The following is a 24672-nucleotide window of genomic DNA, read 5'->3' as shown; positions in this document are numbered from 1 at the left end:
GATCCAGAGGCTGCTCGCTCTTTCTTGCCGCTTGAAGCTCACCGCTTGCAACTGCCCCTAAAGCACAAACCGCCCATCAAACATCGGCTCGTTATCCAGCGCCAATACGCCGCTCTCGAAAATCAGATCCAGATGATGGCTGCCTTTGGCCCCGCCACCCAGTCCCAGGTGCAAGCCGCAGTGGCGCTCCTCGAAACCGGCATTGCGGGCATACAGGCTCTTGACCCCTTCGTTGGTGCCGATCCCCAATTCCTCGATACGGCGATTGGATGGGTTGGCGTCCAGGTATTTGTTGAAGTCGTGCTCCAGGCCAGGTACATCGGTGGCGATTTTCTGGATGGTGGAGTCTTCGATCCACAGCTCCAGCGGCGATTGCAACACGCCGTATTTGCGTGCGAACGGGATGGTGCTCAGGAAAGTCCCGACGAACTTCACCCGGCCATTGATGGTGTCACTGTGGGTGGCGATTTCGCCGGGGGCCAGGTCGTAGTTGCCGAGGCCGTTGATGTCGGTCCACTTCTTCACGCCGCTCAAGGCTGTGTCGAAATATGAACCGCGGTCATCCTGGAAACTCAGGCTCGTTGCCTGGGACATGCGTCGGATCAGGTGACTGTTGAGCCCGGCGATGCGCTGGGGAATCACGCTGAAGGTGTCGTAGAAATAATCGCCGTAGTCCTTGAACAGCAGCGATTTCTTCCAGTTGTCGGCCATCACGCCTTGCAGCGCACGGACAAAGTCCGGGCCGTCGGGACGTGGGTTGGGCAGGGTGGAAGAGTCGTAGAAGAAAATATACAGATCGCTGTCGGCAATGGCCTTGGACAGGCGCTCCGTGGGCTCGAGGTCCAGGCGCATGGCACTGAACCGGAAGGGTGAGCCGCTGCCTGCCTGTTCGGCGATGGCGCCGGTCAGCGCTTCGTAGTCAGCGGTATGACCGAGCAACACCTTGGCGGGCTGAATGCCGGCCAGGGCGGGATGGTGTTCGAGATAGTAAAGGAAATGTGAGATGGCTCGTTGTGTGTCCATGCTTATTCTTCCCTGACAAGTTCATTTGACTTCCCTGACAACCGGCAAAAAGTGGCGGAGCCGACCGGCCGGATCGCCTCCGCCGGGCGGTGCCTACAGAGGCCACATCGCCGTGCCGAACGGAACGACGGCGTCGGCTTGCATCATTTCAACGGCGGCTTCATGGGTCGGGGCCTCAAACCATTCGTCCAGTTGCAGTTCGGTTTCCAAGTCTTTGTCCAGTGCTTGCATAGTGAATCTCCTAGATGACTTTTACGGAAATCAGCGGACCGATTCGGCGAGTGGAAACAGGCCGGTGACGGCACCGCAGAACTTGTCGGCACGATGCCTTGGCAAGTCGCTGAAAAACCTAGTCGAGGGTTTTTTGGATTGCAAAAAAATAATTTATTTTTTTTCGTTTGAACTTTTTGTTCCATTTTTAACGACAACATTACTCATTCAAAAACAGCCGCCTGGGTGTTTTTTTTAATAGGTAGCTACCTACCGTCAATTTGCAGTCAGCCTACGGAAAATTCCTACTTGGAAAGTTTGCGTGACGGGTTGTAAAGAAATGCTGACGAAAAAGGCCGGCCGAAAGGGGCCGAAACGTTGTTTCCCCAAAGCGTAAGAAAAAACTTCCGTAAGCCCCGCCCTGCAGGGTTTTCCAAGGCTCTGGCCCGCTTGTTTCGAATCGATGGGCAGGGTGAGATGCGCCCCATGCCTGTCGTGCAGGTGAATAACAAGAAGGAGGCGCAATGAACGCCGCAGCTCCAGTGCATTTCTCCCGTCGTGGCGTTTTTAGCGCTACACCCTTCAGGGGCTCGCAAGGGCCTGGACACTTTTTTGCAGCCGCCCGGCATGTTCGAGGCGGACCCATGCAATCCCGGCAAACGACACGCTGATCCGGTGGTGTCTGGCAGCAGGGGGTCAGCGGTGTACAATGCGCCGCGTTTTACTGTGACCCTTCGCGTACCCACGCACTTTCAAGGTTATCCACCTTGTTCACTCCGCCACGCCACAAGCGTGTCGGGTTCGATTTCGTCACAGATAAAAACAAACAGGTGACGCATGACCGTTGTAAAAACGCTGAAGTCCTGGTGCCTGCGCTGGGGTTTGATCGGTGCTGCTTGAGATCCGATTCGAGCGGCAACGTCTAACGAACATCATCAAACCTTGCGTGAGACCCTTTTCATGAGTGGACAAAACTCGCATTCGGGCGAGCTGAAACGCGGCCTGAAAAATCGCCACATTCAATTGATCGCCCTCGGTGGCGCGATCGGCACCGGCCTGTTCCTCGGCTCGGCGGGGGTGCTGAAATCAGCCGGCCCGTCGATGATCCTCGGCTACGCCATCTGCGGCTTCATCGCCTTCATGATCATGCGCCAGTTGGGCGAAATGATCGTCGAAGAGCCCGTCGCCGGGTCCTTCAGCCACTTCGCCCACAAGTACTGGGGTGGTTTCGCCGGGTTCCTGTCGGGTTGGAACTGCTGGATTCTCTACATCCTGGTGGGTATGTCCGAGCTGACCGCGGTCGGCAAGTACATCCATTACTGGGCCCCGGACATCCCCACCTGGGTGTCGGCGGCGGCGTTTTTCATCCTGATCAATGCGATCAACCTGGCCAATGTCAAAGTCTTCGGCGAGGCTGAGTTCTGGTTCGCGATCATCAAGGTCGTGGCGATTGTCGGCATGATTGCCTTGGGCAGCTATTTGCTGGTCAGCGGTCATGGTGGCCCGCAGGCGTCGGTGACCAACCTGTGGTCTCATGGTGGGTTCTTCCCCAACGGCGTGAGCGGCCTGGTGATGGCCATGGCGATCATCATGTTCTCCTTCGGTGGCCTGGAAATGCTCGGTTTCACCGCCGCTGAGGCCGACAAACCGAAAACCGTGATCCCCAAGGCCATCAACCAGGTGATCTACCGTATTCTGATTTTCTACATTGGTGCGCTCGTGGTGCTGTTGTCCCTGACGCCTTGGGACAGCCTGCTGGCCACCCTTAACGCCTCCGGCGATGCCTACAGCGGCAGCCCGTTCGTGCAGGTGTTCTCGATGCTGGGCAGCAACACCGCGGCGCATATCCTCAATTTCGTGGTGCTGACCGCCGCGCTGTCGGTGTACAACAGCGGCACCTACTGCAACAGCCGCATGTTGCTGGGCATGGCCGAGCAGGGCGATGCGCCCAAGGCCTTGTCCAGGATCGACAAGCGCGGCGTGCCGGTACGTTCGATCCTCGCGTCGGCGGCGGTCACGCTGGTGGCGGTGCTGTTGAACTACCTGGTCCCGCAGCATGCGTTGGAGTTGTTGATGTCGCTGGTGGTCGCGACCCTGGTGATCAACTGGGCGATGATCAGCTACTCGCACTTCAAGTTCCGCCAGCACATGAACCAGACCCACCAGACGCCACTGTTCAAGGCGCTGTGGTATCCGTACGGCAACTACATCTGCCTGGCGTTCGTGGTGTTCATCCTGGGCGTGATGTTGCTGATCCCCGGCATCCAGATCTCGGTCTACGCGATTCCGGTGTGGGTGGTGTTCATGTGGGTGTGCTACGTGATCAAGAACAAGCGCAGTGCGCGGCAGGAATTGGCTGTGGCGGCTGCCAAGTAAGCACGAAGCCCTGTGGGAGCGAGCTTGCTCGCGATTGCAGTGTGTCAGTCACCCTTGATATTGCTGACCCACCGCCATCGCGAGCAAGCTCGCTCCCACAGGGTTAGGCGTTGTCGGGGGGATTCGGGGTATTCTGTGGGGCCTGATAGCGGACCCTTTTCCCATGCTGGCGATTTCCAACACCGTGCACATCCCGGACGCCGAGATCGAGCTGACGGCCATCCGCGCCCAAGGGGCCGGGGGGCAGAACGTCAACAAGGTCTCCAGCGCCGTGCATTTGCGCTTCGACATTCCGGCCTCGTCGCTGCCCGAGTTCTACAAGGAACGGTTGCTGGCCCTGCGCGACAGTCGCATCACCAGCGACGGTGTGCTGATCATCAAGGCCCAGCAATACCGCACGCAGGAACAGAACCGGGCCGATGCGCTGGAGCGCTTGTCCGAACTGATCCTCAGCGCCACCAAGATCGAAAAGAAGCGCCGCCCGACCAAGCCGACCCTGGGTTCGAAAAAGCGTCGCCTGGAGTCCAAGACCAAGCGCGGCTCGATCAAGGCCGGGCGCGGCAAGGTGGATTTCTAGTCCTTCTCCCGCGCTTCACGGTACCGGGGCGCCTGCCGGTACAGGTAGACACTCAGTGCCAATCCGCCCAGGGCCGCCAGGGCGGCGAACAGAAAGATCGAGGCAAAGCCGAAGCCGGCGGCAATCGCACCGGCCAGTGGCCCGGTGATCCCCAACGACAAATCAATGAACAGCGAATAGGCGCCCACCGCCGCCCCACGACTGGAGGCCGGCACCAGGTTGACCGCTTCCACGCCCAGCGCCGGAAACACCAGGGAAAAGCCGAAACCGCTCAACGCCGCGCCCGCCAGGGCCCAGTGGGCATCCGGTGCGAGCCACAACAGCAACAGGCCGAGGGTTTCCACCGACAGGCAGGCAATCGCTACGCGAAAGCCGCCCAGACGGTTGATCAGGTTGCCGAACAGCAGGCGCGCGCCGATGAAGCTGGCGCCGAACAGGCTCAGGCACAGCACGGCGTTATCCCAGTGCTGCGTGGCGTAGTACAGGGTGATGAAGGTCGCGATCGTGCCAAACCCGATGGAACCCAGGGCCAGGCCGCAGCCGTGTGGCAGCACACGTCCCAGCACATGCATGAACGGCAGGCGTTCGCCGGCGACGATGGGCGCCGCGGTTTTGCGCCAGGCCAATGCCAGCCCCAGCAAACCCAGCAAGATGATGCTGACGCCCATGCTCCACAGCCCCAACGCATTGACCAGCCATACCCCCAGCGGCGCACCGATCGCCAGCGCGCCGTAACTGGCGATGCCGTTCCAGGAAATCACCTTGGCGGTATTCGCTGCACCGACCCGGCCAATGCCCCAGCCAATCGAACCCGAACCCACCAGGCTTTCGGCACTGCCCAGCACCAGGCGACCGATCAACAGGCTGATCAGGCTGAGTGTCGGCAGGTGGGGCGTCCAGGCCGACACGAGCATGAACACACCGCTCAGCCCACAGCCGGCGAGGCCGAACATCACCGCGCGCTTGCTCCCCAGGTTGTCGATGATTCGCCCGGCGTAAGGGCGACTGAGCAGGGTGGCCAGGTACTGCACGCTGATCACCAGCCCGGCGATCACCGCGCCGAAACCCAGTTCGCCATGGACGAAACCGGGCAGCACGGCCAGGGGAATGCCGATATTCAGGTAGCCGATGAAGGTGAACAGGACAATGGAAACGACTTGCAGCGTGACCGCCAGGGGGCGCTGGGAATCTGACATGGGAAAGAGGTCCACGGAGCAGCAGGATAGATAGGCTGCTTATGATAACGGCGAGCGCGGCGTCCGGGCGTGGAAAAGTAAAACTATTTGCCCAGTGGTGGTTCAGCCGTCGTGCTGTTCGCTGACCAGGCGCGTGGTGACCAGTGCGGCGATGGCGTTTTCTTCGCTGCCGAAACGGGCCAGCAGGGCCGCTTGTTTCTCGGCGGGGAGGCGGGTCCAGATCTCGACCATTTTCTCGGCGGTGCCGATCAGGACGCTGGCCTGGGCTTCGCTGAAGGGAGGGGTGTCATCGGTCATGGAGGTACTCGGGTTCAGGCAGTGTGGAAAGCGCATCTTAGCGCTTTCCACACGGTCTGGTGGTGCGGGTCAATCAGTCTTCGCTGTCGGCCTGGCGGCGTTCAGTGGCTTGCTTGGGCTCGGGTTGCTGGGCATCAGGTTGCCCCCCGGCTTGTAGCGTGGTCGTCTGCTCAGTGTCGTGCAGGCTTGGGAAGGGGAGATTAGGGATCTCGTGCATATCGCGCTCCTCGCAAAGTCTGTGGATAGATCTGGTAGATCCGCGCTTTTACAAAGCGTGGGCAGGATACCCCAGGAGAAATGACAAAAAGACTTTTAAATCCCGTTGTGCCGACAAAAGGGATTGTCTGGACAAGTTATGACCAATTTCACTTTACGGTGGCTTGGGCGAGCTTTCCTGGCGGTCGACACCAGGGATTACCGATGGTCGGCAAGGCTCAAGAGTGCGCCCGCAGGGCCGATGGCGTGTGTATATCGCGCTGCATTCGGTCGTGACACCGGACATGGAGGTCGGGGCATGTCGCTCTGTGAGTTCGGCTCTTCCACTGCCATGAGATTCCCACCATGTTTCTACAAAAATCCTTGAGAGCCCAGATTCTTGCTCTGCTCAGCGGCAGTTTGCTGGCGATGCTGTTGATCGCCCTGGCGTCCTTTCATTTCCTGTCCGAGGGTGTCCAGAATTATCGCCACCTGATTGATGGCCCGTTGCGCGCCTCGCAGTTGATCGACGAGGCCAACCTGCAATTCAAGGTACAGGTCCAGGAGTGGAAAAACGTCCTGTTGCGTGGCAAGCAGCCAGCGGACCTGAATAAGTACTGGAAGCAATTCGAAGAGCGCCAGCACGATGTCCAGGGCATTCTGGGTGAGTTGATCGGGCACAAGGATCTCCCAGCCCAAATCAAGGCACGCATTGAGCGCCTGAGGGACGAACACCGTCAGTTGGGTTCGGCATACCAGAAGGGCCGGGACGCGTTTGTGGCGGCCGGTGCTGACGCGGCGGCCGGTGATGCGGCGGTCAAGGGCGTCGACCGTGCTGCCAGCGAGCAGATGAGTGTGTTGGTGGCTGAGTTGCGCCAGATGGGCCGCGAGCAATCGGTGTCGATCAGTGCCGGGGCGGATCGCACGATTATGCTGGGCACCGTAGTGATGCTGGTTTCGGGCCTGCTGATCGGGTTGTTCAGCCTGTGGCTGGTCAATCGCAATCTGGTGCAGCCCATCCGCAACCTGATCGAATACGTGACCCAATTGAGTCGCGGCCGTTTCGCCGAGCGGGTAGTCAGCAGTCGCCAGGACGAACTGGGCGATCTCGCCCTGGCGGCCAATACCTTGCGCGATTTCCTCTCCGAAACGTTCACGCGCCTGCAACGCAGTGCCACGGAATTGGACAGTGCCAGCGGTGAGCTCAATGCCATCGCCAGCCTGATGAGCCAAGGCACCAGCGAACAATTCGAACGCACCGATCAGGTGGCAACGGCCATGAACGAGATGTCCGCCACCGCCCAGGAAGTTGCCCGCCATGCCGCCGATGCGGCGCGGGCTGCCGATGATGCCGATCATTCGGCGCAGCAGGGCGAGAAAGTGATGCAGGGCACTATCCACACCATCACCCAGATGCGTGGCGAAATCGCCAACACGGCCACGGTGATCCGTCGCCTGGAAACCGACAGCGGGCGCATCGGTAAAGTGCTTGAAGTGATTCGCGGGATCGCCGAGCAGACTAACCTGCTGGCACTCAACGCAGCCATCGAAGCGGCACGGGCGGGTGAGGCCGGTCGCGGTTTCGCGGTGGTCGCTGATGAGGTTCGCAACCTGGCCCAGCGCACGGCGTCATCGATCATCGAAATCAATCAGATCATCCAGACCGTGCAGACTGGCGCAGTGGACGCGGCCCAGGCCATCGAAAGCGGGCAGTCGCGCAGTGAAGAAAGTGTCGAGCAGGTGACCCAGGCCGGCGCCATGTTGGAGCGCATCACCCAGGCGGTGGAAGCGATTCGCGACATGAACCGCCAGATCGCCACCGCCGCGGAGGAGCAGACCTCCGTGGCCGAAGACATCTCGCGCAACCTCACTGAAATCACCTGCATCGCCAGCACCAACCTCGACAATGTGCAGCGCACCGAAGCGGCCAGTCGGGATTTGCATGGGTTGTCCGGGCAGTTGAATGAAGTGACGGCGCGGTTGAGTGCTTGACGGCTTGTGGCGAGGGAGCACGCCCCCTCGCCACAAAAGCTTATGCGAACCCGAGGTGGATCAATTTCAATAATCGCGCCGCTTGCGAAACGCCCATCGGCCTGCAATCACGGTAAAGGTTGCCACCAGCGCCACCAGGATCCAGAAGCCCTCGGGGTCACCCGCCAGCGGTACGCCGCCGACGTTCATGCCGAAGAAACCGGCAATGATGTTGATGGGCAGCGCCAGGACCGTGACCACGGTCAGGGTGAACAGCGTACGGTTGCTTTGTTCGTTGAGGTTGGCAGCGATCTCTTCCTGCAGCAGCTTGATCCGCTCGCCCAGGGCGGTGAGGTCGTTGATGATCAGGGCAAACTCCTCGGTGGACTTGCGCAGCTCCTTGACGTCTTCCTTCTGCAACCATTGCGGTGGGCGGTTGAGCAAGCGCAGCAACGAGCCCGGCTCCAGGGCCAGCAAGCGTTGCAGGCGCACCAGCACGCGGCGCTGGGCACCCAACTCGGAGCGGTTGGTGGACAGTCGCGAAGAGAGCAATTGATCCTCGATCTGGTCGACGCTGAGGCTGGTCTTGCGCACGATCTGAGTCAGCACTTCGCCTTGGTCGCGTAGCAGATGCACGAGCAGTTCCAGGGGTGAGCGAAAGCTCTCGCCGGCCTTGACCGATGAGCGCAGCTTGTCGACCGAATGCAAAGGTTGCAGGCGCGCGCTGATGATCAACCGACTGTGCACGCAAACCCACAGTGTGGAGACATCCGAGGACACCAGGTTGCTGAGGTTGAACACCACGTCGTTGACCACGGCCAGCAATGCCGAGTCGACATGTTCGATCCGGGTCGAGCGTGAGCCTTCGTGCAAGGCTTCGAAAAACTCCTCGGGCAGGGCCAGGTGACTTTTCATCCAGCGTTCGCAGGCGGCGTGAGCCAGGTTCAGGTGCAGCCAGAGAAACTCATCCGGGTCTTGCGGTTGTTGCAGGCTTCGCAGGGCCTGGGCCGAATCGATCTCCCGGCCACGCTCGCCGGGGCGGAAACGAAATCCGTAAAGCAGGCCGAACAGGTCAGGATCGCGATGGCTTTGGTCGATGCTGTGGTTCATGAGGGCTCGCTGGCGGGGAGTGCCTGTCGCGGCGACAACAGGTTCACTTGAGCGGCATCATTGCAAGCTTTCTTGAAGGTTTTGTGACAGGTATGTCGCGGTGCTGGACCTGTGGAGTTCATAGCGGATTTTCACATACGCCAAACAAAAAGCCGCGCAACTCGAAAGTTGCGCGGCTTTTTTTTGTCGATGGATCAAGTGTCTTGCTTGTTGCTCAGGACTTTGCCGGTTGTAGCGTCGAAGTCAACGTCAAACTCTTTGCCATCGGCGGTTTTCAGTTCCACTTCATACTCATAACCGTTGAAGTGGTTATCGAGGTCGGTGTCTGTGATGGTGGCACCTGGGTGCAACTTCAGGGCTTCTGCGTTCATCGACTCCAGGGATTTGATCTTGCCTTCCTTGACCAGTTGCGGAACCTGGTCGATTCGAACGTCAGCCTGGGCCAGGCCAGCGGTGAGGGTCAGGGCGGCAGCGGTGAACAGGGCAGTCAAAGTTTTCATATGTCTTTCCTTGGTGTCGTTAAAGGGTGAGTCGTTTAAGTGGGTTCAGATTATCTCTGGCAACTTAATTCACGCTTAATTCGGAAAACTTTTTAAAAACAGGATTAAGCCCATGGAACTAACGCCACTGTTCCATGGGCGTGTTCGGATCAGTAGCCGTTCTTCTCCAGCAACTGCGCCACGCTGCCCGTATCGGGACGCTTGAAGTACTTGAGCAACTCACTGGCCCGGTTGGTGAAAATGCCATCCACGCCAGCGTCCATCACTTTCTTGAAGTCCACCGGCTCATCCACGGTGTAGACATGCACCAGCAAACCCTGGGCATGGGTGTACTGGTTCATCCATGGCTGTACCAGATCCGAGTAACTCTGGCTGCCGCCATGGGTCAAGGCCGCGGACGGACCGGTGCCCACTGCACCCTGGGCCTTGGCGTACTGGACCCATTTCTCGAATTCCGCCCTGTCCTTGGGTTCCTGCTTGGCATAGTAGACCGCCTTGTCCGTTTCACCGGATTCGGCAAACGGCACCTTGGACTTGGGTTCGATGTTGCCCTCGCCGACCCACAGCAAGAGGATCTTCGGCACCTTTGGCATCTCTTTGTGCAACAGTTCCAGGCTGCTCTTCTCGAAGGTCTGCAAGACCACCTTGCCCTTGCCTTGACCGACCCCGATGGCGCTTTTTGCGAGCTTCGAGCCGGAGGGGCTCAACCAGCCACGGTCCTGCAATTTGTCCTTGAGGTCACGTTCGATGCCGGGAAACAACTTCGGCTCCTTGGTTTCGATATACAGTCCCGGTTTGTGCTGTGGGTTGCCCTGGGCAATGTCGATCACTTCATCGAGGGTGAGGATCTTCAGGCCGGCGAACGAAGGGCGGGCGCGGTCCGGGTAGGCGGTGTTGAACCAACTGCCGGCATCGAGGGTTTTGAGTTCCGCCATGGTGAACTCGTTGGCAGTGCTGTCCTTGCGTTCGGGAAACTTGGTGGCGACATCTGTGGTGCGCAGCAGGCTGTCGTCATGCAGGACGAACAACACTCCGTCCTTGCTGCGTTGCAGGTCCAGTTCCAGGTAGTCGGCGCCCAGGTCGCGAGCCAGCTTGTAGGCGGCGGCGGTGGATTCCGGCGCGTCGAAGGAGGCACCGCGGTGGGCGATGACCGCCGGATGCGGAATGCCTTGAAGGGTTGCCAGGGCCTTGGGGCTCGGGGCTTCGGAGGCTTGTGTCTGGCCCAAGCCGAGCAACAGGCTCAGCACCAAGGCGCTGCGGGTGAAGGTGACAGGCATGCTCGAGATCCTTTCGTGATTTTCAAAGGCTTCTCTTTTAACAATTGAACGCGTTCGGCGCTATCGCTACACCGCTATAAACCTGTGCAAAGCAGATTTTTCCCACGCATTTCAAGGCCGCTTTGCAGTACCCTTGGCCGCACAGTTTCCCCGCAGAGGGAAACCTTAATTCCAGCATCCGCTTGCCCTGCGTGTAAACCATTGATCAGACGTCCCGAGGGACGCATCCATGAGGTTTACCATGCGCACCACTTCGACATTCATCTGCCAGGCCGCCGACCAGCTCAAGGGTTTTGTCGGCCTGAACCGCAAGACCGGCCAGTACATCGTGCGGTTCAGCGAAGACGCCTTCGGCATGGACGTTGCCGACGACGGCATCATTCCCACCAGCGAATTTGTCTGGGCCCCCGCAGCAGACGGCGCCATGGCCCTCAAGCGCGAGCGGATCCAGCTGTTGCTGGACCAGAACATCGACGACCGCATCAACCTCACCGAACCTTTGCGGGTGTACATGGCCCGCAGCGATCTGCCGGAAATCGTGGCGGTGCGGCAGTTGGTGGAAGGCTGAGGCCAGGATCTAGAAACACTGTGGGAGCTCAGCTCCCACAGTGGATTTGTGGTGAAGGCAGATCTGTGAACACCCGAGATTCAGTGTGGGAGCGGGCTTGCTCGCGAAGATGTCGGCACATTCAACATCGCTGCAAGCTGACCCGCCGCTTTCGCGAGCAAGCCCGCTCCCACAGGTTTGTATCCTGGCATCAGGTTGGGCGTTGGAAGGCATAGTCCCGTTCGACCTTGCACACCCTCGTATGGCAATGGGTATACCAGGTGGAGCGACCGCGCTCACGGATCGCGCGGTGTTCGGGATGCTGCTTCCAGGCCAGGATCGCGGCTTCATCGCTCCAATACGACACAGTGATCCCCAAACCATCGTCGCCACGGGCCGATTCGACACCTAAAAATCCGCGCTGCTCCCGAGCCAGGGCCAGCATGCGCTCGGCAGCTTCGGCGTAGCCTTGGTCCCCCTCGGTACGCAGGGAGGTGAAAATCACGGCGTAACAGTGGGCGCTCATGGCATTTTCCTCGCGCAGGCTTCGACAAACGCGCGGACCAGCGGCGGCACCCGGCCTTCCAACGCCGCTCGTTCAGGCTGGAACAGCGTGGCGACAAAGAACGGATGGTCCTGCAGCTCCACCGCTCGCAGGTCGCCGGCCGAATCCCGGGCGACGGCGTGCAGGCGCTGGCTCAGCAAGTCTTTTTCAAACTCCGGATTGACCCCGAAGCGGCAACGGTAGCCCTCGAACGCGGTCTGTCGGCCATAGGCCTTGGCGATCAACGAGCCCGCCTCGAGTTGAAGGCTGTCGATAGTTTCCACCAGGGCACAGCTCAGCGGCGTCAACAGTGCCCGTTCAGCCTCGGGAGAGGTTTCACCATGGACGGCGTCGACCCAGCCCATCACGTGACGGGCATATTCCAGCACGGCATGCTGAAAACCACCGCAGGTGCCCAGGAAAGGGCGACGCTGTTCGCGGGCAAAACGAATGGCTTGCAAGGCGCCGGCTTCGTTTTGGTAGGGGCTGCCGGGCACGCACCAGACACCGTCGAAATCCTTCAGCACAGCGTTGTCGGTAATGAGCGGCGTTGCCAGCCATTGCAAGCGAAGGGCATGGCCGGTTTGTGTGCCAGCCAGCTCAAGTGCGAGGGGGATCGCCCGATGAGCGGTGATGTGTGGGTCGTGGTCGCCGACCAGGGCGATGGTTAACGGATGCTGTTTTTCCATGGGAGGCTCGCCGCTTGTTGATTCCTGGTGGCCACTATAGATTGGCGTTCACGCAATCAATATTGGCGTTTATCCAAGTGATCAATGCAGCAACGCACTATCGTCTGGACTATCCCGATCTGTCCCTGATCCTGGCGCTGGTCCGTGGCGGCTCGCTGGCCCGGGCCGCTCGGCTGCTGCAGGTGGACGTGTCCACGGTGTTTCGTTCGGTACGTCGGCTGGAGGCAGCCCTGGGCCAGCCCTTGTTCGAGAAAAGCCGTTCCGGGTACTTGCCCACGAGCCTGGCCCAGGCATTGGCCGAACAGGCCGAGCGCGCCGAGCAGGCATTGGAGGCGGCACGGGTGGGGGTGGAGCAGGGCGGTGAGGTCATCAGCGGGACGGTGCGCCTGACGTGCAGTGATTCAGTCCTGCAAGCGTTGTTGCTGCCGGCGCTGGCGCGTTTCATGCCTGCTTATCCGGCGTTGAGCCTCGAGTTGAGCACCTCGAATGACTTCGCCAACCTCAGCCGCCGGGATGCCGACATTGCGTTACGACTGACCCGTACGCCGCCGGAGCATCTGGTTGGTCGCAACCTCGGCAATGTAACGTTCCGGGTATGTGCCGGCGTCACGTACCTGCGCTCGGCGAATGTGGACGACCTGGCTGCCGTGACCTGGATCGCGCCTGACGATTTTCTCCCCGATCACCCCACCGTGGCCTGGCGCCGCCAGCATCTACCCGGCGTGGTGCCCGCCTATCGCTGCAACAGCATGCTCTCGGTCACCGAACTGGTGCGGGCGGGTTTGGGGGTGGCGGCGCTGCCGGACTTTCTGATCGACGAAAACCAGGGCCTGATGCCAATCGGTGAACCGTTGCTGGGATATGACACGGCTTTGTGGCTTCTTACCCGCCCAGACTGCCGGGCCTTGCGTTCGGTGGTGACCTTGTTCGATGAGTTGGGGCGCAATCTGCGGTGGCGTTGACTTTGTAACGCGCAGGCTGTGCATGACTCAATGGATGATGCTCCCGCAACGGTTATAGTGCCTAGAGCACCAGCCCCTGGCAGAGAACATCACGATGACGAAGTCTTCCCAAACCACGCCCTCCGCACCCGTTGACCACTTGCGTTTTCATCGCCCTCACGCTCATCTGGCGCCGACTTTTGGCAATGACCGCTTTGCGCTGAGGGCGGAGGCGTTCGCGCGTTTTTTCGGGACGCCGATGTTTCTCGGTGCGCAGACTTTAATCGTGCTGCTATGGGTCAGCCTGAACCTGATGGGGGTCTTTCACTTCGATGCTTACCCGTTCATCTTGCTGAACCTGGCGTTCAGCCTGCAGTCGGCCTATGCCGCCCCGCTGATTTTGCTGGCGCAAACCCGGCAGGCCGCTCGGGACAAGGCCCAGGCGGAAGCCGATGCGCAACATCGCGAAGCCTTGGCCGTCGCCAACAGCGAGCGCCAGGCCGAAGCCGCACAGAACACGGCGCAGTTGCTCCAATTGTTGGAGCAGAACACCCGCCTGACGGAAATGACCAAGGCGTTGACCGAGCGTATCGACAGCTTGACCACCGAAATGCACCAGAAGGTTGTGCACAACCCATCGATGCAATAGCCCTCGTTACGTGGAGGACTTCCCGTGATCAGGCCTGGTAACGACTCAGGAACATGTCGAGTGCCGATTCGATCACACGGGTCTGCTCCTCCTGGGTCAGGCTCGGTTGCCCCATGGAAACCTGCGGCCAGAAGGCGAACGTCTTGAGCAGCCCATGCATTTGTTGGGCGGCAAATGCCGGCTCCACAGGCTTCAACCGACCATCGGCCTGAGCCTGGCGAATCCAGGCCGTCAGGCCTTCTTCACGCTGCCCCATGCGCGACACCATGTCCTGGGCCCGCTCCGGGGAATGAATCGTTGCGGCGATGGCGATGCGCGCCAGGTCGAGGAAGTTCTCGTCCGCCAGCAGGTGCAGCTTGGCTTGCAGCAACGTTTGAAGCTGCTCCCGCAGCGGCGTTTGCGAGCTGTAGGGCATGTCTTGTTCTGCGGTGATGCTGTTCCATAACCGATTCAGAATGTCGGCAAACAGTTCTTCCTTGCTGGGGAAATGGTTATACACCGTGCGCTTCGATACGCCGGCAGTCGCCGCGATCTTGTCCATGCTGGTGATCTCGAAACCGCTGCTACGGAATTCAGCAATCGCGGCCTGGAGGATGGCTTCGCGTTTTCGCTCGGTAAGGCGCTGCGGTACGGTCATGGGCATTCGTCGGTTGAGAGAAGAGAACTTACACTCGGCAGTTTACTTGCTCCCGGCATTCATGCAATCTAGAAACTACACCGAGTGGTGTAGTTTCTGTGTCAAACGGCTGAGCGTGCATGCAACGGCCATCCAGCGTCCCACAACGGCGAAGCGCAATTGCGACGACGTCCTTGGAGTTATCGCACCATGACCATTCCCTCTTTTTCGACCGATAGCCCGTCTGCCCAACATTTATCCCGGCACGAACAGGGCAAGTATCGCAATCACGCCTTCACTCCGCGGCAAGGGTTCGGCACGACCCTGCGCATCATCTGGAACATGACCTTCCACAAGCCGCGCGCTACCCGGCCGGCGGGCACCATCGAGGTTCAACCGCTGACGCGCGCCGCGTTGCTGGCCGCGCCGAATCACAGCGTCTTCCGTCTCGGCCACTCCACCGTGTTGCTCAAGCTGCGGGACAAATTCTGGCTGACCGACCCGGTGTTCTCCGAACGTGCTTCACCCGTGCAATGGGTCGGCCCCAAGCGTTTTCACCAGCCGCCCATCAGCCTGGAAGAGTTGCCGCCGATTGAAGCGGTGATCCTTTCCCACGATCATTACGACCACCTCGATCATCAGGCAATCCTCAAGCTGGCGGCCAAGACTCGCCACTTCCTGGCTCCCCTTGGCGTGGGCGATACCCTGATCAAATGGGGTATCGATGCCAGCAAGGTGCGTCAGCTGGACTGGTGGCAAGGCACCGAGGTGGACGGCATCGAGTTCATCGCCACGCCCTCCCAGCATTTTTCCGGTCGCGGCCTGTTCGACAGCAACAGCACCTTATGGGCCTCGTGGGTGATGATCGACGGCGCCACGCGAATTTTCTTCAGTGGCGACACCGGCTACTTCGAGGGTTTCAAACGCATTGGCGAACAATACGGCCCCTTTGATCTGACGCTGATGGAAACCGGCGCCTATAACGTCGATTGGCCCCATGTCCACATGCAGCCGGAGCAGACACTGCAGGCTCATATCGACCTGAAGGGCCGCTGGCTGCTGCCGATCCACAACGGCACGTTCGACCTGGCGATGCATGCCTGGTATGAACCTTTCGATCGCATCCTGGCCCTGGCCTGGGAGCGCAACGTTTGCATCACCACACCGCAAATGGGCGAAGCATTCACCCTGGCGCAGCCGCAACGTGGCCGCGCCTGGTGGCTGGACGTAGAACCCTCGGCGTACCAGGACCAGGCCGGTATCGCCTAGCATGTGCGCAGACGGTGTTATTCGATCATCGCGTAATCGGGCCGCCCCATCGGGTCCGGCGTCGCGCCCTTGATGTTCATGCCGCGCCCCGGTGCGAAGCCGGGGAAGAACACCAGCCCCTCGGCCTCCAGGCGAAACGCCAGGGCCAGGCGGGTAACATCGAGCAACTCGCCACCGGCCTCGAAGCGGCGGATGGCCTGGACCGAGACGCCGGATTGCCGGGACAGCTCCTCGACACTCCAGCCCAGCATGGCTCGGGCCTGCGCACTGTGAGCCGGGGTGAATTGATAGACAGCGATGCGTTCCAGGGTGGTTTTGATTGCGAGAGAGGCCATGGGGTGCTCCAAAGCTGTGGGATTCAAAAAATACTGTGTTTTTGTACAGTTGTTTTGAATCCTGATCAATCTCATTTTTTGATCAATGACCGGTGGTCTTCTCCTGCCAGGCGCTCGGTGCGTGACCCTGCACCCGACGGAACATGGTGGAAAACGCAGCGGGGCTGTCGTAGCCCAGATCCAGGGCTATACACGTCACCGAATCCCCTTCGGCCAAACGGGCCAACGCCGCCATGACACAGGCCTGCTGCCGCCACTGGCTGAAACTCAGTGTGGTCTGCCGGCTGAACAGGCGATTGAATGAGCGCAGGCTGATATGCAATTGCGCCGCCCATTGCACGGGCGAGGCATGGGTGTCGGGGTGTTTCAGGAACGCCTGGCACAGGCCGAGCAGGCGCGGGTCTTGGGGCAATGGAAGGTGCAGTGGCAGATGGACGCTGCGCAGCAGTTCGTGCAGCAGCAGATCGATCAGCGCGTCATCGCGTCCAGCCTCGTCGTAGTCCGGCGCAAGCGCCACGGCTTCCACCTGGATGAGCGGCGAGATTATCCGCTACGCCTTCATTGCCTACTTGGGCCTGACCATTCTGGATTGCCTGCAGCGGCGAGGTTTTCTGACACGCGCCAGGGATGCCGACCCACGACCCCTGTCGACAATGGAAACGACGTTGGGGGTTACCGCTGTCGGAATCATTGCCACATTCCTGGGGGGGAAGTGTCATGACCGTGCCGCTGCTGCGCCGATGTGGTTTGAACATGTCCCAGGCTACGTCCATGGCTAATCCGCTGAGCCTGCCTGTCGCTCTGGCCGGCACCGTGACCTGCATGGCCTTGGCCGCTTTCACCGGAGCAGACCTCGGGCCGTGGTTCGTCGGTTATGTCGATTTGCTGGCCTTCGCTGTACTCACGCTAGGGGCGTTATTGGGCATCCGCCTGGCAACGCCGTGGATCGGGCGGATACCGGATCGACTTCATGCTTGGGTCTACATTGGATTGTTAGGTATCGTGATGCTGATAATGTTGACAGAGTAAGGCTTCTGTACGGCGTTGCTCATCTAGTAAGGGGGCTCCATGCCAACATCCGACAGTGACTGGAAAAACTACAACCACCTTTACGATCTGGCGCTGGACCGCTTTTGCCAAGGTGTTCTTGCTAATGCCCAGACGATCGCTCAGAACGACGCGCTATCAGCTCAAGCGCGATATCGTACGCTCTATCGCTTTATGCGCAATCGGGACAAGGACATGGCAATGGCATTCAATGTAGGCCGACGCCGAGAGATTTCCTTATCGCTCAGATTGATGATTGCCTATGACCTGCTGGACGATCAGGAATTGGCGGTTCTGAGTGACGAGTTACGTGAAAGGATTTCCGACGCTGTTCGCCAGCCGTATGAGATTGAATGGGCTGAAGACGCCTAGTTTTTTCAAGTATTTTCCTGAGGACCTGAATGTTGATCTTCAACTGTACTGAAGCGGCCTGCGCCTTCTTCAGCCGCGTAAACAAAGGTAAGAAAATCACGCCAGTGGGAAAGCCACCCTCATCCGTCATAGAGGATGATGAGGTGGGTGAGCTCGCCGAACAGTGGCTGGTTCATGCAATCACCGTGCAACGCAAACATGTGTTGTTCGTCATCCATGTGCAAACCCGTTATTGCATGATTTTCGCCGATGCTAAAAAAGCTGATGTCGAAGGTTTTATTCAACGGTTTTCAGAGCGATGGATCAATGGCTTGATGCGTCACGCGGGACAGCACGACCTCCTTCGCTGGGTCGATGACGAGCCGATGATGGAGCGCTTCCAGAAAAGTTGCCGTGAGTATGTTTTTTACAAACGCGGTCATCGCGGTGCGCAAAAGCACATCAACGAAATTTCCTGGATTTTCGAGGACTGTGCCGCCGAATGGGGCACGTTACCCGCAGATGAATACGCTGCGGGCCGCTTCGATGGCGATATGAACGACACCCCGAGAAGCAGCAAAGGTCATAAGGGCTATTACTTTCCGGATGAGGAAATGATCGTGCACTGGTTGCGGCGTTACGGCGGTCTGGATGAGTCCGCCGCCCAGGCAGCCCGTGAGCGGCGTATGGAAGTGAAACGAGAGATATGGGCGTTCGAACGGCAACTTGCTCAAGGAGCGCAATGAAGAAGGCGTAGCGCTACAACCACCCTGGACGAAGTTACTTGTCGGCCAATCCCGGCGCCTCCCGAATAATGAAGTGGTCCAGGTTCTCGATATTGGCGCTGAACACCCCGAACGTCTGGTCGGGGTTTTTCTTGCTCGGCACCTGCTTGAACTCCGGCGTCACGCCATAAAAGAAGCAGTACAACGGCGCATCACTGTCGATGGCGTGCTTGATTTCTGCCAGGAACGCTTTGCGCTTGCGGTAGTTGTCGATCAGCTTCTTGCTCAGGTAAACATTGACTGAGTAAGGCTTCTTTTTTGCCTCGTCCGCTTGCTTGAACCAGGCCTTTGCTTCGAAATCGATGCGAAAGCTCAGCGTGTAATCCTTGATCTCCTTGATCTTGCCCCAGTAGATCAAGCCCTTGTTGTCCTGCAAGTACTCGATCTTCTTGAAGAACGATCCATAGGGCGCCGTGTGCTCGCCGATCTTCAGCGGCATGCGCTTGAGCAAATCCTTGTTATCGAAATTCGAGACGAAACATTCCACCGGGTGGGCGAAGACACTGGTCTTGTCCGGTGTCGAGTCCTGGGCGGAATGAGTGTTGTCACCGTGGGGCGATACAGAGAGGGACGTAGGGCGAGTCGCTTCAACATCCTTCGGCAGATCGGACGGTTTACGCACGTACTGACGCCGAGTCAGCAACAGCTCCGACGGAAAATGCTCTTCGCGGTCGTCGTCCGTTTCCGCCTCGCCACTCTGCGCACCCAACCCCGGTGTTTTCGGACTGACATAAGGGCAGCCCTCGATATGCTGGGTCGTTGGTTGGTTCTTGAAATGTGGCGTGCGAATGTAATTGACGCTCTTGGCATTGAGCGTCGTCAGCCGATTCTCCTCATCAAACGCCGCCCGACAGGCATCGTTGGGGCACTGGAACTGTTCTTTCGCGGAGTCGAACGCCACCGTCTCGTCGAAATTCAGATCGCGCACGTCATAGATCGACAGCTTGTCGTCGAGGCTGCGGCAGTAGGCGAGGTCGAATTTCATTGCGGACTCGGGGCCTTGAGGGGGAAAGGATATTAATAGCGGGAGACGGGGTGGGTTGCACTGATTGTTTTCAACTCGGTGCAACATCTGCAGCAATGCCCCGGCCATGGACAGCGCCCGAGATTTTATTGATATCCTCAGCTCGACACCAACCCTGTGGCGAGGGGATTTATCCCCGCTGGGCTGCAAAGCAGCCCCAAGACAACCGGCATAATAATGCCGGTTACGCGGTGAAACCCTTGGCTAATCGGAATTATATTGCTGAAAGATGAGCGCCCGGTCGAACGAGAAAATCAATGAAAGAATACACCCCCGAAGGTCGCCAGGCACTGCTTGAAGATATCTCGACCCAGCACGCGACGGGAAACGAAACCCTGGGAACCGCCGTTCGCCGGCTACGATTCGAGGTCACCGGTTTGGACCAGGAAACCTTTGCACTGATGTGCAAGATGTCGACCAAAGCCCTGTACCAGATCGAGAAGGACAAGGGTAATCCGACCCTCAGCACCATTGACGCCATCATGAGGAAGTTCGGACTGCGTCTCGGGCTGACCAGAGCGCCACAAACCATTTACACGCCGCCGCTTGGGCAGGAAAAGCCTGCCTCTAATGCACCCATTCGTGGCACTAAGCCTCGTCGTCAATAGGCGGGTCAACAGGCACTTCAACAATGCAAGCTTGGTCGAATTCCCCCATGGTCGCCTCGTCGATAGCGTCGATTTTCAGCAGTGCTTCAGCCGAACTGTGAATCGACTCGAAGGCCTCACTTTATTTTTTCCGTCATTGCATATCCCCATGTGTTCTTTTTCGCCCAACAGAAACAGGGTGTTTCCTGAAACCACTATTCCGCATCCCAAAGCCGTGGAAACCTGCCCGCGATTCTCAAAACAACACAGCAACCAAGCCCTACACCAACCTATGACCCGATACCTGTGGCGAGGGAGCTTGCTCCCGCTGGGCTGCGATATAGGTAGCCCGTTCCTTGGGCAACAAAAATCGCCGCCCGAGCGTGGATATCAGCTGTTGTTACTCAATTGTCAAACTAGGCTGTAGTGTCGTCCGATTTGTTGTAACGATGTACTTGCGACTCGGCAAACTCTCGATGGTAAATGTCTGCTTGCCCATTCAGCGCCAGGACATTCTGAACAATATCCTTTCTCGAAGAATCAATACCGGTTGCATACACCATTGCCCGCCAGCAAAGGAATAAAATTGAAACCGGTTCCGTAGCAAGGCCGGCAAAATGCGCGTTCTCAAGAAGTGCCCTTTCTTGTGGTTCTCTTGTAGCACGATCCCAGATGAGGTCCATTGCTGTCTGGTCTGCATGTATGAAGTGACTGCTGATACCATAGCCATGTAAAAAAGACTTGTACCCTCGTAAATCAAGCCCATCATCGTGGAACTCACAAAGAACACGGGCCATTTCGGTAAATGACCACTTTTGCTTAAGAGCGTTTCGCTTGGACTTTGGCCACTTTGCGCGAAGCTCGGCCTCTTGGTCGGGGCTCAGAATAACACCGCCAATGAGCATCTGAGTGTCTTGATTATTTGACTCGGTAGCAAAGGGTTTAGCCCTCTCTGAACGCTGAAGATCTTCGATTTGATTCAAGAATACGGAGTATTCGTCTATACGTAATCCGCGCTCATCTGGGGGCGCGATACTTACAAATAAGAACCGAGTAGCACACTCAAGTGCCGACCGCATTATGATATCGCAGTCCCAGAGCTTCCATTCCTGAAGAAGGAGGTTTATGGACTGGCATCTCTCTGAGTAGTAATGTAAAACCATTCCCGCGTGCGAGGAATATTTAGGGTCGATTTCTCTCGTTTTCTCAATAACTCGCTGCAACTCGTCTCGTAGCTGGGAATATACGTCTAGGGATGAATAAATGAGGTGTTGCATGGTTAATCCCTAGAGTTAGGTGGATGTTATATTTAGAAAAGTATTGTTCTATCATTTCGTTGCCCATAAATTTCTTCTGCAATAATCCGAGCCGCTGAACGCTTTTGTCATCTCCCTTGTAGGGTACATCAGTGTATCCCGAGGAAGCCCGCCTCTTTTATGTCATCAATTGAGCAGCCAAACATGGAAAGTTCTTCTCCCGTAAAGATCGCTGCGGATAGGGCGTGCACTGGGCCTTAAAGCAGCTCCAAATTCCCTGGAGGCAATAGAAACCGTCGCCCGAGCGAGGACGACGGCATCTCAATGTCAAAACCCTCTCAAAACCCGCGATGCTTTCCGCCACCAAGATTCATGCTGACTAAACGGATCATCCACCAGCACCGCGGGCATATCCCGCAAGCGAATCCATGGCTCATCCTGCCAATGCAGCATGCAGAGCGACATCTTCGGCCAGTCCAGCACGCTCAACGTAGGCCGCTCCACCTTATGTGAGCAGCGCTCATCCCGCAGCGTAGGCACTACCTGATGCGTGATCCACTCACGCAGTAACCGATACTCGGGACAGTAGTGATAAACCAGCAACGCATAAACGCCTGACTCGCTCAGCATCAGACGCTCTTCGGTCAACCCGTGGACATGCACGAGCATCATCCGACGTTGGTCAGGGTCAAGCTTGCGGGTCATGCGTTCATCGAGGTGCTTGCTCATCAAACGCCCTAAATCGGAGGCGCTGAACCAGGCCTGGTTTTCAACCAGGAGGGCATGCAGGTGGATATTGTGTCGAATAAATTGAGTAGGAATTAGCGGGTCAGACATGGCAGGCCCCAGAAACGGCTGTGCATGAGCTGACGTGCGGGTAGGGCTGGTTACCTTCATCTTGAAGGTCAGGTTTGCAGGCATATCCTTTACCTCTGGCTGCTTTCTTAGGGCATTCGTTATGGGTGTCGGGAGCTAAGAAACCCACCAGAGACGGGCCGGACATATTCCCCTTTCGGGTCTTGTATTCGCCCACTCCCGACATAACGGGGAATTTTCGCAGGCGTAGAGAAACCGCAGGCGAAAAAAAGCCGCTGACTGTCGGGTGCGGAGGGCCGCTCTGGTTGTAGAGTTTCTTAGGCTCAGGAGGAGGTTAGGAGAAGACTCCTTGAGGGTCAAGTGCTGCGATCCGACGAGACTGATTGGGACATACGGATGGATATCGTTTTCAGTTCTGTGAGCAGGCTTACCAGTACAGCGCTACCTAGCTTAAGATCGCACTCCCAAATGACTAACACGGACCAGCCCTGACTGCGAAGCTGACAGAGGTTTTTCAAATCACGCTCAACATTTTTTGCAAATTTCTGTTGCCAAAATTCTGTACGCGTCTTTGGCGTCGTTGCGAAGGTGCAATTTGGATGGCGATGCCAGAAACATCCATGGACAAATATACAGGTCCTTAGCTTGGGCATTACAATGTCTGGATTTCCAGGAAGGTCTTTCCGATGAAGGCGGAAGCGGTAGCCATTTGCATGAAGAAATTTTCTGACGATCATTTCGGGGTAGGTATTTTTGCCTTTGATGGTGCTCATCATTCTGGACCGCGTTGCCTTGTCGACCACATCCATTTCGTAAACCCTCAAGTAGAAATATCTAATGAGTAATCATGAACCTTGGCAGATAGTAGATCTATTTGCTGGCCCTGGAGGCTTGGGGGAAGGTTTTGCTTCTGTTGATGACGGTAAAGCATTTAAGACTATAGTTTCCGCTGAAGTGGATCCTGCAGCCCGATCCACTTTAAGGTTACGTGCGTTTTTTCGACAGCTGAAGAGAAGCAATTCCGAGGCGCTAGAGGATTATTATAGATTCTGTGAGTCCTCAGAGCGAGCTCTACCATGGACTGCAAAGAGCAAAGAGGAGTGGGATGCCGCTAATATAGAGGCCCGTTTGATAAAGCTCGGGAGTCCTGAGGGAAATAAAGATTTAGATAGCGTTCTGGATAATGAGCTTAAACATAACGAACCGTGGGTTCTGATCGGTGGTCCTCCTTGCCAAGCATACTCTTTGGTGGGCAGGTCTAGAAATAGAGGGAAGGCGGAGTATAAGCCAGAAGAGGATCATCGTCATTTTCTTTATTTAGAATATTTAAGGATAATTCAAAGTAAGCGGCCTGCTATATTTGTAATGGAGAACGTCAAAGGTATTCTCTCGTCTAAAATAAATGGTGAGCTGATTTTTTCAAAAATTTTACAGGATCTTGCTGACCCCGACTCTGCCCTTGGACTTCCGGATACGGGGAAGACAAAATACAAGATATGCTCATTGGTGACAGGTGAAACATATGAAAGTGGAAATGACATTGATTCGGTAAACTTCAGTAACTTTGTAATAAAGGCAGATGAGTATGGGATTCCCCAAGGCCGTCATCGAGTAATTTTGGTTGGGGTTTCGGAAGACTTTCCCAATGGGTTGAATGGGGTGTGTCTAAAGCCTAGTAAGGGCGTGGGAGTTGGGGATTTAATTGGGAAACTTCCCCCTTTGCGGAGTACGCTAACTAAAGCAGTAGACTCAGTCGACGCTTGGTATGCAGAAGTCATGCGGCATATAGAAGAGCTTTATCTTGCGTGTTCGTTAAAAGAAGATAAGGATCCGCTTTTAGAAAAAAGTCTTAAAATTGCTCTCTCTTCTTTTCAGGGAGATTGTTACGGGAGTGGGTCTAATAGAGAAAAAACGTCTCCCGGATGGAATGGTGATACGGGAAGAGTGGATCTTGATAAATGGTTCAAGGATGATAAATTAAGTGTATGGCTGAATCATCAGGCGCGTGGACATATGAGCTCTGATCTGAGGAGATATGTTTATGCGGCAATTTTTGCTGACGCACATGGTCGATCTCCAAAGGGACACGCTGAATTTGATCTCCCTGGTCTAGCTCCTGATCATAAAAACTGGAAAACGGGAAAGTTTTGTGATCGATTTAAGGTTCAGATAAAGTCGGCGCCTTCATCGACGATAACGAGCCATATTTCCAAAGATGGCCATTATTTTATCCACTATGATGCGAAACAGTGTCGCAGTTTAACTGTGCGTGAGGCAGCCCGAATTCAAACTTTTCCAGATAATTATTTTTTTATGGGGAATCGTACACAGCAATACCATCAGGTCGGAAATGCTGTTCCACCGCTTTTGGCACTACAGATAGCAGAGGTGATAAAGAAAATCTTGATGAGTCGGGTTTAGAAGACATGATTTAGCAATTTTGAAGAGTCCCTGTACAACAGTACAGGGAGCCAAATTTTTTAG

The 24672-nt window shown here is 57.1% G+C and carries 27 protein-coding genes and 2 pseudogenes; 12 read left to right on the top strand and 17 right to left on the bottom strand.

Translation table 11 applies throughout. From position 1 onward, the window contains the following. Positions 1–57: 57 nt before the first annotated feature. A complete protein-coding gene (locus tag BM317_RS02625) occupies positions 58–1023 on the bottom strand; it encodes a M29 family metallopeptidase (protein WP_092175436.1) in 966 nt (321 codons plus the stop codon). Positions 1024–1116: 93 nt separating this feature from the next. Next, positions 1117–1254 carry a hypothetical protein gene (locus BM317_RS30670; RefSeq protein WP_003178782.1) on the bottom strand — a complete coding sequence of 46 codons (138 nt, stop codon included), beginning with the start codon at positions 1252–1254 and terminating at the stop codon, positions 1117–1119. Positions 1255–2193: 939 nt separating this feature from the next. Here BM317_RS30670 and BM317_RS02620 point away from each other — a divergent pair. After that, on the top strand, positions 2194–3609 hold the full coding sequence (locus BM317_RS02620) for an amino acid permease (protein WP_092175438.1): 1416 nt from the start codon (positions 2194–2196) through the stop codon (positions 3607–3609). A gap of 163 nt (positions 3610–3772) precedes the next feature. Beyond that, positions 3773–4186 carry an alternative ribosome rescue aminoacyl-tRNA hydrolase ArfB gene (arfB, locus tag BM317_RS02615; RefSeq protein WP_092472993.1) on the top strand — a complete coding sequence of 138 codons (414 nt, stop codon included), beginning with the start codon at positions 3773–3775 and terminating at the stop codon, positions 4184–4186. Here arfB and BM317_RS02610 read toward each other — a convergent pair. The 3 genes from BM317_RS02610 to BM317_RS30665 form a co-directional block, all read right to left on the bottom strand. Then, positions 4183–5382 (bottom strand): MFS transporter, encoded by a 1200-nt coding sequence (locus tag BM317_RS02610; protein ID WP_060740977.1) that lies wholly within the window; start codon positions 5380–5382, stop codon positions 4183–4185. The two genes, arfB and BM317_RS02610, sit on opposite strands and share 4 nt — an antisense overlap. A 102-nt stretch (positions 5383–5484) precedes the next feature. Next, a complete protein-coding gene (locus BM317_RS02605) occupies positions 5485–5715 on the bottom strand; it encodes a hypothetical protein (RefSeq protein WP_092175441.1) in 231 nt (76 codons plus the stop codon). Between the two features lie 37 nt (positions 5716–5752). Continuing rightward, a complete protein-coding gene (locus BM317_RS30665; RefSeq protein WP_170842384.1) occupies positions 5753–5896 on the bottom strand; it encodes a hypothetical protein in 144 nt (47 codons plus the stop codon). 344 nt (positions 5897–6240) lie between these two features. Between BM317_RS30665 and BM317_RS02600 the strand changes: the two genes are divergently transcribed. After that, complete coding sequence (locus BM317_RS02600; protein WP_092472991.1) at positions 6241–7866, top strand: methyl-accepting chemotaxis protein; 1626 nt, start codon at positions 6241–6243, stop codon at positions 7864–7866. A gap of 66 nt (positions 7867–7932) precedes the next feature. Here BM317_RS02600 and BM317_RS02595 read toward each other — a convergent pair whose 3' ends face one another. The 3 genes from BM317_RS02595 to BM317_RS02585 all read right to left on the bottom strand — a co-directional run bounded on the left by BM317_RS02595 (position 7933) and on the right by BM317_RS02585 (position 10732). After that, positions 7933–8955 carry a transporter gene (locus BM317_RS02595; RefSeq protein WP_092472989.1) on the bottom strand — a complete coding sequence of 341 codons (1023 nt, stop codon included), beginning with the start codon at positions 8953–8955 and terminating at the stop codon, positions 7933–7935. Positions 8956–9149: 194 nt separating this feature from the next. Beyond that, positions 9150–9455 carry a PepSY domain-containing protein gene (locus BM317_RS02590; RefSeq protein WP_060740979.1) on the bottom strand — a complete coding sequence of 102 codons (306 nt, stop codon included), beginning with the start codon at positions 9453–9455 and terminating at the stop codon, positions 9150–9152. Between the two features lie 149 nt (positions 9456–9604). Further along, on the bottom strand, positions 9605–10732 hold the full coding sequence (locus BM317_RS02585) for a glycerophosphodiester phosphodiesterase (protein ID WP_092175449.1): 1128 nt from the start codon (positions 10730–10732) through the stop codon (positions 9605–9607). 241 nt (positions 10733–10973) lie between these two features. On the opposite strand from BM317_RS02585, the gene BM317_RS02580 reads away from it, so the two are divergent. Further along, a complete protein-coding gene (locus BM317_RS02580) occupies positions 10974–11300 on the top strand; it encodes a DUF2025 family protein (RefSeq protein ID WP_060740982.1) in 327 nt (108 codons plus the stop codon). 190 nt (positions 11301–11490) lie between these two features. Here BM317_RS02580 and BM317_RS02570 read toward each other — a convergent pair whose 3' ends face one another. Together BM317_RS02570 and BM317_RS02565 are read right to left on the bottom strand one after the other, a co-directional pair. Continuing rightward, the gene (locus BM317_RS02570) at positions 11491–11805 is read right to left on the bottom strand and encodes an antibiotic biosynthesis monooxygenase family protein (protein ID WP_092472987.1); all 315 of its coding nucleotides are present in this window, start codon (positions 11803–11805) and stop codon (positions 11491–11493) included. Next, positions 11802–12512, bottom strand: a complete 711-nt coding sequence (locus BM317_RS02565) for a CTP synthase C-terminal region-related (seleno)protein (RefSeq protein WP_092472985.1) — start codon at positions 12510–12512, stop codon at positions 11802–11804. Before BM317_RS02565 ends, BM317_RS02570 begins: the two co-directional genes overlap by 4 nt. A 14-nt stretch (positions 12513–12526) precedes the next feature. Here BM317_RS02565 and BM317_RS02560 point away from each other — a divergent pair, with 14 nt between their 5' ends. Beyond that, the gene (locus BM317_RS02560; protein ID WP_092175464.1) at positions 12527–13474 is read left to right on the top strand and encodes a LysR family transcriptional regulator; all 948 of its coding nucleotides are present in this window, start codon (positions 12527–12529) and stop codon (positions 13472–13474) included. Positions 13475–13568: 94 nt separating this feature from the next. Further along, positions 13569–14102: a DUF1003 domain-containing protein gene (locus BM317_RS02555; protein WP_092472983.1), complete on the top strand. Its 534-nt coding sequence runs from the start codon at positions 13569–13571 to the stop codon at positions 14100–14102. Positions 14103–14130: 28 nt separating this feature from the next. Here BM317_RS02555 and BM317_RS02550 read toward each other — a convergent pair whose 3' ends face one another. Further along, on the bottom strand, positions 14131–14739 hold the full coding sequence (locus tag BM317_RS02550) for a TetR/AcrR family transcriptional regulator (protein ID WP_092175469.1): 609 nt from the start codon (positions 14737–14739) through the stop codon (positions 14131–14133). Positions 14740–14928: 189 nt separating this feature from the next. On the opposite strand from BM317_RS02550, the gene BM317_RS02545 reads away from it, so the two are divergent. Then, on the top strand, positions 14929–15987 hold the full coding sequence (locus BM317_RS02545) for an MBL fold metallo-hydrolase (protein ID WP_092175473.1): 1059 nt from the start codon (positions 14929–14931) through the stop codon (positions 15985–15987). 17 nt (positions 15988–16004) lie between these two features. Here BM317_RS02545 and BM317_RS02540 read toward each other — a convergent pair whose 3' ends face one another. Continuing rightward, positions 16005–16322, bottom strand: a complete 318-nt coding sequence (locus BM317_RS02540) for a helix-turn-helix domain-containing protein (protein WP_060740988.1) — start codon at positions 16320–16322, stop codon at positions 16005–16007. Between the two features lie 82 nt (positions 16323–16404). Further along, positions 16405–16866, bottom strand: a pseudogene (locus BM317_RS02535) (helix-turn-helix domain-containing protein); the annotation flags it as partial. On the opposite strand from BM317_RS02535, the pseudogene BM317_RS02530 reads away from it, so the two are divergent. The 3 genes and pseudogenes from BM317_RS02530 to BM317_RS02520 all read left to right on the top strand — a co-directional run. Further along, a pseudogene (locus tag BM317_RS02530) lies at positions 16835–17351 on the top strand (TSUP family transporter); the annotation flags it as partial. The pseudogenes BM317_RS02535 and BM317_RS02530 overlap by 32 nt on opposite strands. Positions 17352–17390: 39 nt before the next feature. Beyond that, positions 17391–17741 carry a hypothetical protein gene (locus tag BM317_RS02525; RefSeq protein WP_092175476.1) on the top strand — a complete coding sequence of 117 codons (351 nt, stop codon included), beginning with the start codon at positions 17391–17393 and terminating at the stop codon, positions 17739–17741. Between the two features lie 29 nt (positions 17742–17770). Continuing rightward, positions 17771–18466, top strand: coding sequence for a DUF6933 domain-containing protein (locus BM317_RS02520; protein ID WP_092175480.1), 696 nt, complete (start codon positions 17771–17773; stop codon positions 18464–18466). A gap of 34 nt (positions 18467–18500) precedes the next feature. Here the strand turns inward: BM317_RS02520 and BM317_RS02515 are convergent, their stop codons facing one another. Next, the gene (locus BM317_RS02515) at positions 18501–19490 is read right to left on the bottom strand and encodes a hypothetical protein (RefSeq protein ID WP_092472981.1); all 990 of its coding nucleotides are present in this window, start codon (positions 19488–19490) and stop codon (positions 18501–18503) included. A gap of 296 nt (positions 19491–19786) precedes the next feature. On the opposite strand from BM317_RS02515, the gene BM317_RS02510 reads away from it, so the two are divergent. After that, positions 19787–20137, top strand: coding sequence for a helix-turn-helix domain-containing protein (locus BM317_RS02510; RefSeq protein WP_092472979.1), 351 nt, complete (start codon positions 19787–19789; stop codon positions 20135–20137). 395 nt (positions 20138–20532) lie between these two features. Here the strand turns inward: BM317_RS02510 and BM317_RS02505 are convergent, their stop codons facing one another. From BM317_RS02505 to BM317_RS02495, 3 genes are all read right to left on the bottom strand, one after another. Next, on the bottom strand, positions 20533–21279 hold the full coding sequence (locus tag BM317_RS02505; RefSeq protein ID WP_256574027.1) for a DUF5677 domain-containing protein: 747 nt from the start codon (positions 21277–21279) through the stop codon (positions 20533–20535). Positions 21280–21699: 420 nt separating this feature from the next. After that, on the bottom strand, positions 21700–22209 hold the full coding sequence (locus BM317_RS02500; RefSeq protein ID WP_092473168.1) for a BRO-N domain-containing protein: 510 nt from the start codon (positions 22207–22209) through the stop codon (positions 21700–21702). A 335-nt stretch (positions 22210–22544) separates the two neighbouring features. Then, a complete protein-coding gene (locus tag BM317_RS02495) occupies positions 22545–22997 on the bottom strand; it encodes a very short patch repair endonuclease (RefSeq protein WP_092472977.1) in 453 nt (150 codons plus the stop codon). A 28-nt stretch (positions 22998–23025) separates the two neighbouring features. Here BM317_RS02495 and BM317_RS02490 point away from each other — a divergent pair, with 28 nt between their 5' ends. Further along, entirely contained in the window at positions 23026–24609 is a 1584-nt protein-coding gene (locus tag BM317_RS02490) for a DNA cytosine methyltransferase (protein ID WP_092472975.1), read from the top strand. Positions 24610–24672: the final 63 nt, after the last annotated feature.

Source organism: Pseudomonas sp. NFACC24-1 (genome assembly GCF_900115235.1).
Lineage (GTDB): Bacteria > Pseudomonadota > Gammaproteobacteria > Pseudomonadales > Pseudomonadaceae > Aquipseudomonas > Aquipseudomonas fluorescens_AA.
Note: the sequence above shows the minus strand (reverse complement) of the source record. Positions and strands in the feature narration are given on the sequence as shown.

What these genes read in the sequence shown, in the direction of transcription:
- BM317_RS02625 (WP_092175436.1), bottom strand. Translation starts at nt 1,023, where the DNA reads ATGGACACACAACGAGCCATCTCACATTTCCTTTACTATCTCGAACAC.
- BM317_RS30670 (WP_003178782.1), bottom strand. Translation starts at nt 1,254, where the DNA reads ATGCAAGCACTGGACAAAGACTTGGAAACCGAACTGCAACTGGACGAA.
- BM317_RS02620 (WP_092175438.1), top strand. Translation starts at nt 2,194, where the DNA reads ATGAGTGGACAAAACTCGCATTCGGGCGAGCTGAAACGCGGCCTGAAA.
- arfB (WP_092472993.1), top strand. Translation starts at nt 3,773, where the DNA reads ATGCTGGCGATTTCCAACACCGTGCACATCCCGGACGCCGAGATCGAG.
- BM317_RS02610 (WP_060740977.1), bottom strand. Translation starts at nt 5,382, where the DNA reads ATGTCAGATTCCCAGCGCCCCCTGGCGGTCACGCTGCAAGTCGTTTCC.
- BM317_RS02605 (WP_092175441.1), bottom strand. Translation starts at nt 5,715, where the DNA reads ATGCGCTTTCCACACTGCCTGAACCCGAGTACCTCCATGACCGATGAC.
- BM317_RS30665 (WP_170842384.1), bottom strand. Translation starts at nt 5,896, where the DNA reads ATGCACGAGATCCCTAATCTCCCCTTCCCAAGCCTGCACGACACTGAG.
- BM317_RS02600 (WP_092472991.1), top strand. Translation starts at nt 6,241, where the DNA reads ATGTTTCTACAAAAATCCTTGAGAGCCCAGATTCTTGCTCTGCTCAGC.
- BM317_RS02595 (WP_092472989.1), bottom strand. Translation starts at nt 8,955, where the DNA reads ATGAACCACAGCATCGACCAAAGCCATCGCGATCCTGACCTGTTCGGC.
- BM317_RS02590 (WP_060740979.1), bottom strand. Translation starts at nt 9,455, where the DNA reads ATGAAAACTTTGACTGCCCTGTTCACCGCTGCCGCCCTGACCCTCACC.
- BM317_RS02585 (WP_092175449.1), bottom strand. Translation starts at nt 10,732, where the DNA reads ATGCCTGTCACCTTCACCCGCAGCGCCTTGGTGCTGAGCCTGTTGCTC.
- BM317_RS02580 (WP_060740982.1), top strand. Translation starts at nt 10,974, where the DNA reads ATGCGCACCACTTCGACATTCATCTGCCAGGCCGCCGACCAGCTCAAG.
- BM317_RS02570 (WP_092472987.1), bottom strand. Translation starts at nt 11,805, where the DNA reads ATGAGCGCCCACTGTTACGCCGTGATTTTCACCTCCCTGCGTACCGAG.
- BM317_RS02565 (WP_092472985.1), bottom strand. Translation starts at nt 12,512, where the DNA reads ATGGAAAAACAGCATCCGTTAACCATCGCCCTGGTCGGCGACCACGAC.
- BM317_RS02555 (WP_092472983.1), top strand. Translation starts at nt 13,569, where the DNA reads ATGACGAAGTCTTCCCAAACCACGCCCTCCGCACCCGTTGACCACTTG.
- BM317_RS02550 (WP_092175469.1), bottom strand. Translation starts at nt 14,739, where the DNA reads ATGACCGTACCGCAGCGCCTTACCGAGCGAAAACGCGAAGCCATCCTC.
- BM317_RS02545 (WP_092175473.1), top strand. Translation starts at nt 14,929, where the DNA reads ATGACCATTCCCTCTTTTTCGACCGATAGCCCGTCTGCCCAACATTTA.
- BM317_RS02540 (WP_060740988.1), bottom strand. Translation starts at nt 16,322, where the DNA reads ATGGCCTCTCTCGCAATCAAAACCACCCTGGAACGCATCGCTGTCTAT.
- BM317_RS02525 (WP_092175476.1), top strand. Translation starts at nt 17,391, where the DNA reads ATGCCAACATCCGACAGTGACTGGAAAAACTACAACCACCTTTACGAT.
- BM317_RS02520 (WP_092175480.1), top strand. Translation starts at nt 17,771, where the DNA reads ATGTTGATCTTCAACTGTACTGAAGCGGCCTGCGCCTTCTTCAGCCGC.
- BM317_RS02515 (WP_092472981.1), bottom strand. Translation starts at nt 19,490, where the DNA reads ATGAAATTCGACCTCGCCTACTGCCGCAGCCTCGACGACAAGCTGTCG.
- BM317_RS02510 (WP_092472979.1), top strand. Translation starts at nt 19,787, where the DNA reads ATGAAAGAATACACCCCCGAAGGTCGCCAGGCACTGCTTGAAGATATC.
- BM317_RS02505 (WP_256574027.1), bottom strand. Translation starts at nt 21,279, where the DNA reads ATGGTTTTACATTACTACTCAGAGAGATGCCAGTCCATAAACCTCCTT.
- BM317_RS02500 (WP_092473168.1), bottom strand. Translation starts at nt 22,209, where the DNA reads ATGTCTGACCCGCTAATTCCTACTCAATTTATTCGACACAATATCCAC.
- BM317_RS02495 (WP_092472977.1), bottom strand. Translation starts at nt 22,997, where the DNA reads ATGGATGTGGTCGACAAGGCAACGCGGTCCAGAATGATGAGCACCATC.
- BM317_RS02490 (WP_092472975.1), top strand. Translation starts at nt 23,026, where the DNA reads ATGAGTAATCATGAACCTTGGCAGATAGTAGATCTATTTGCTGGCCCT.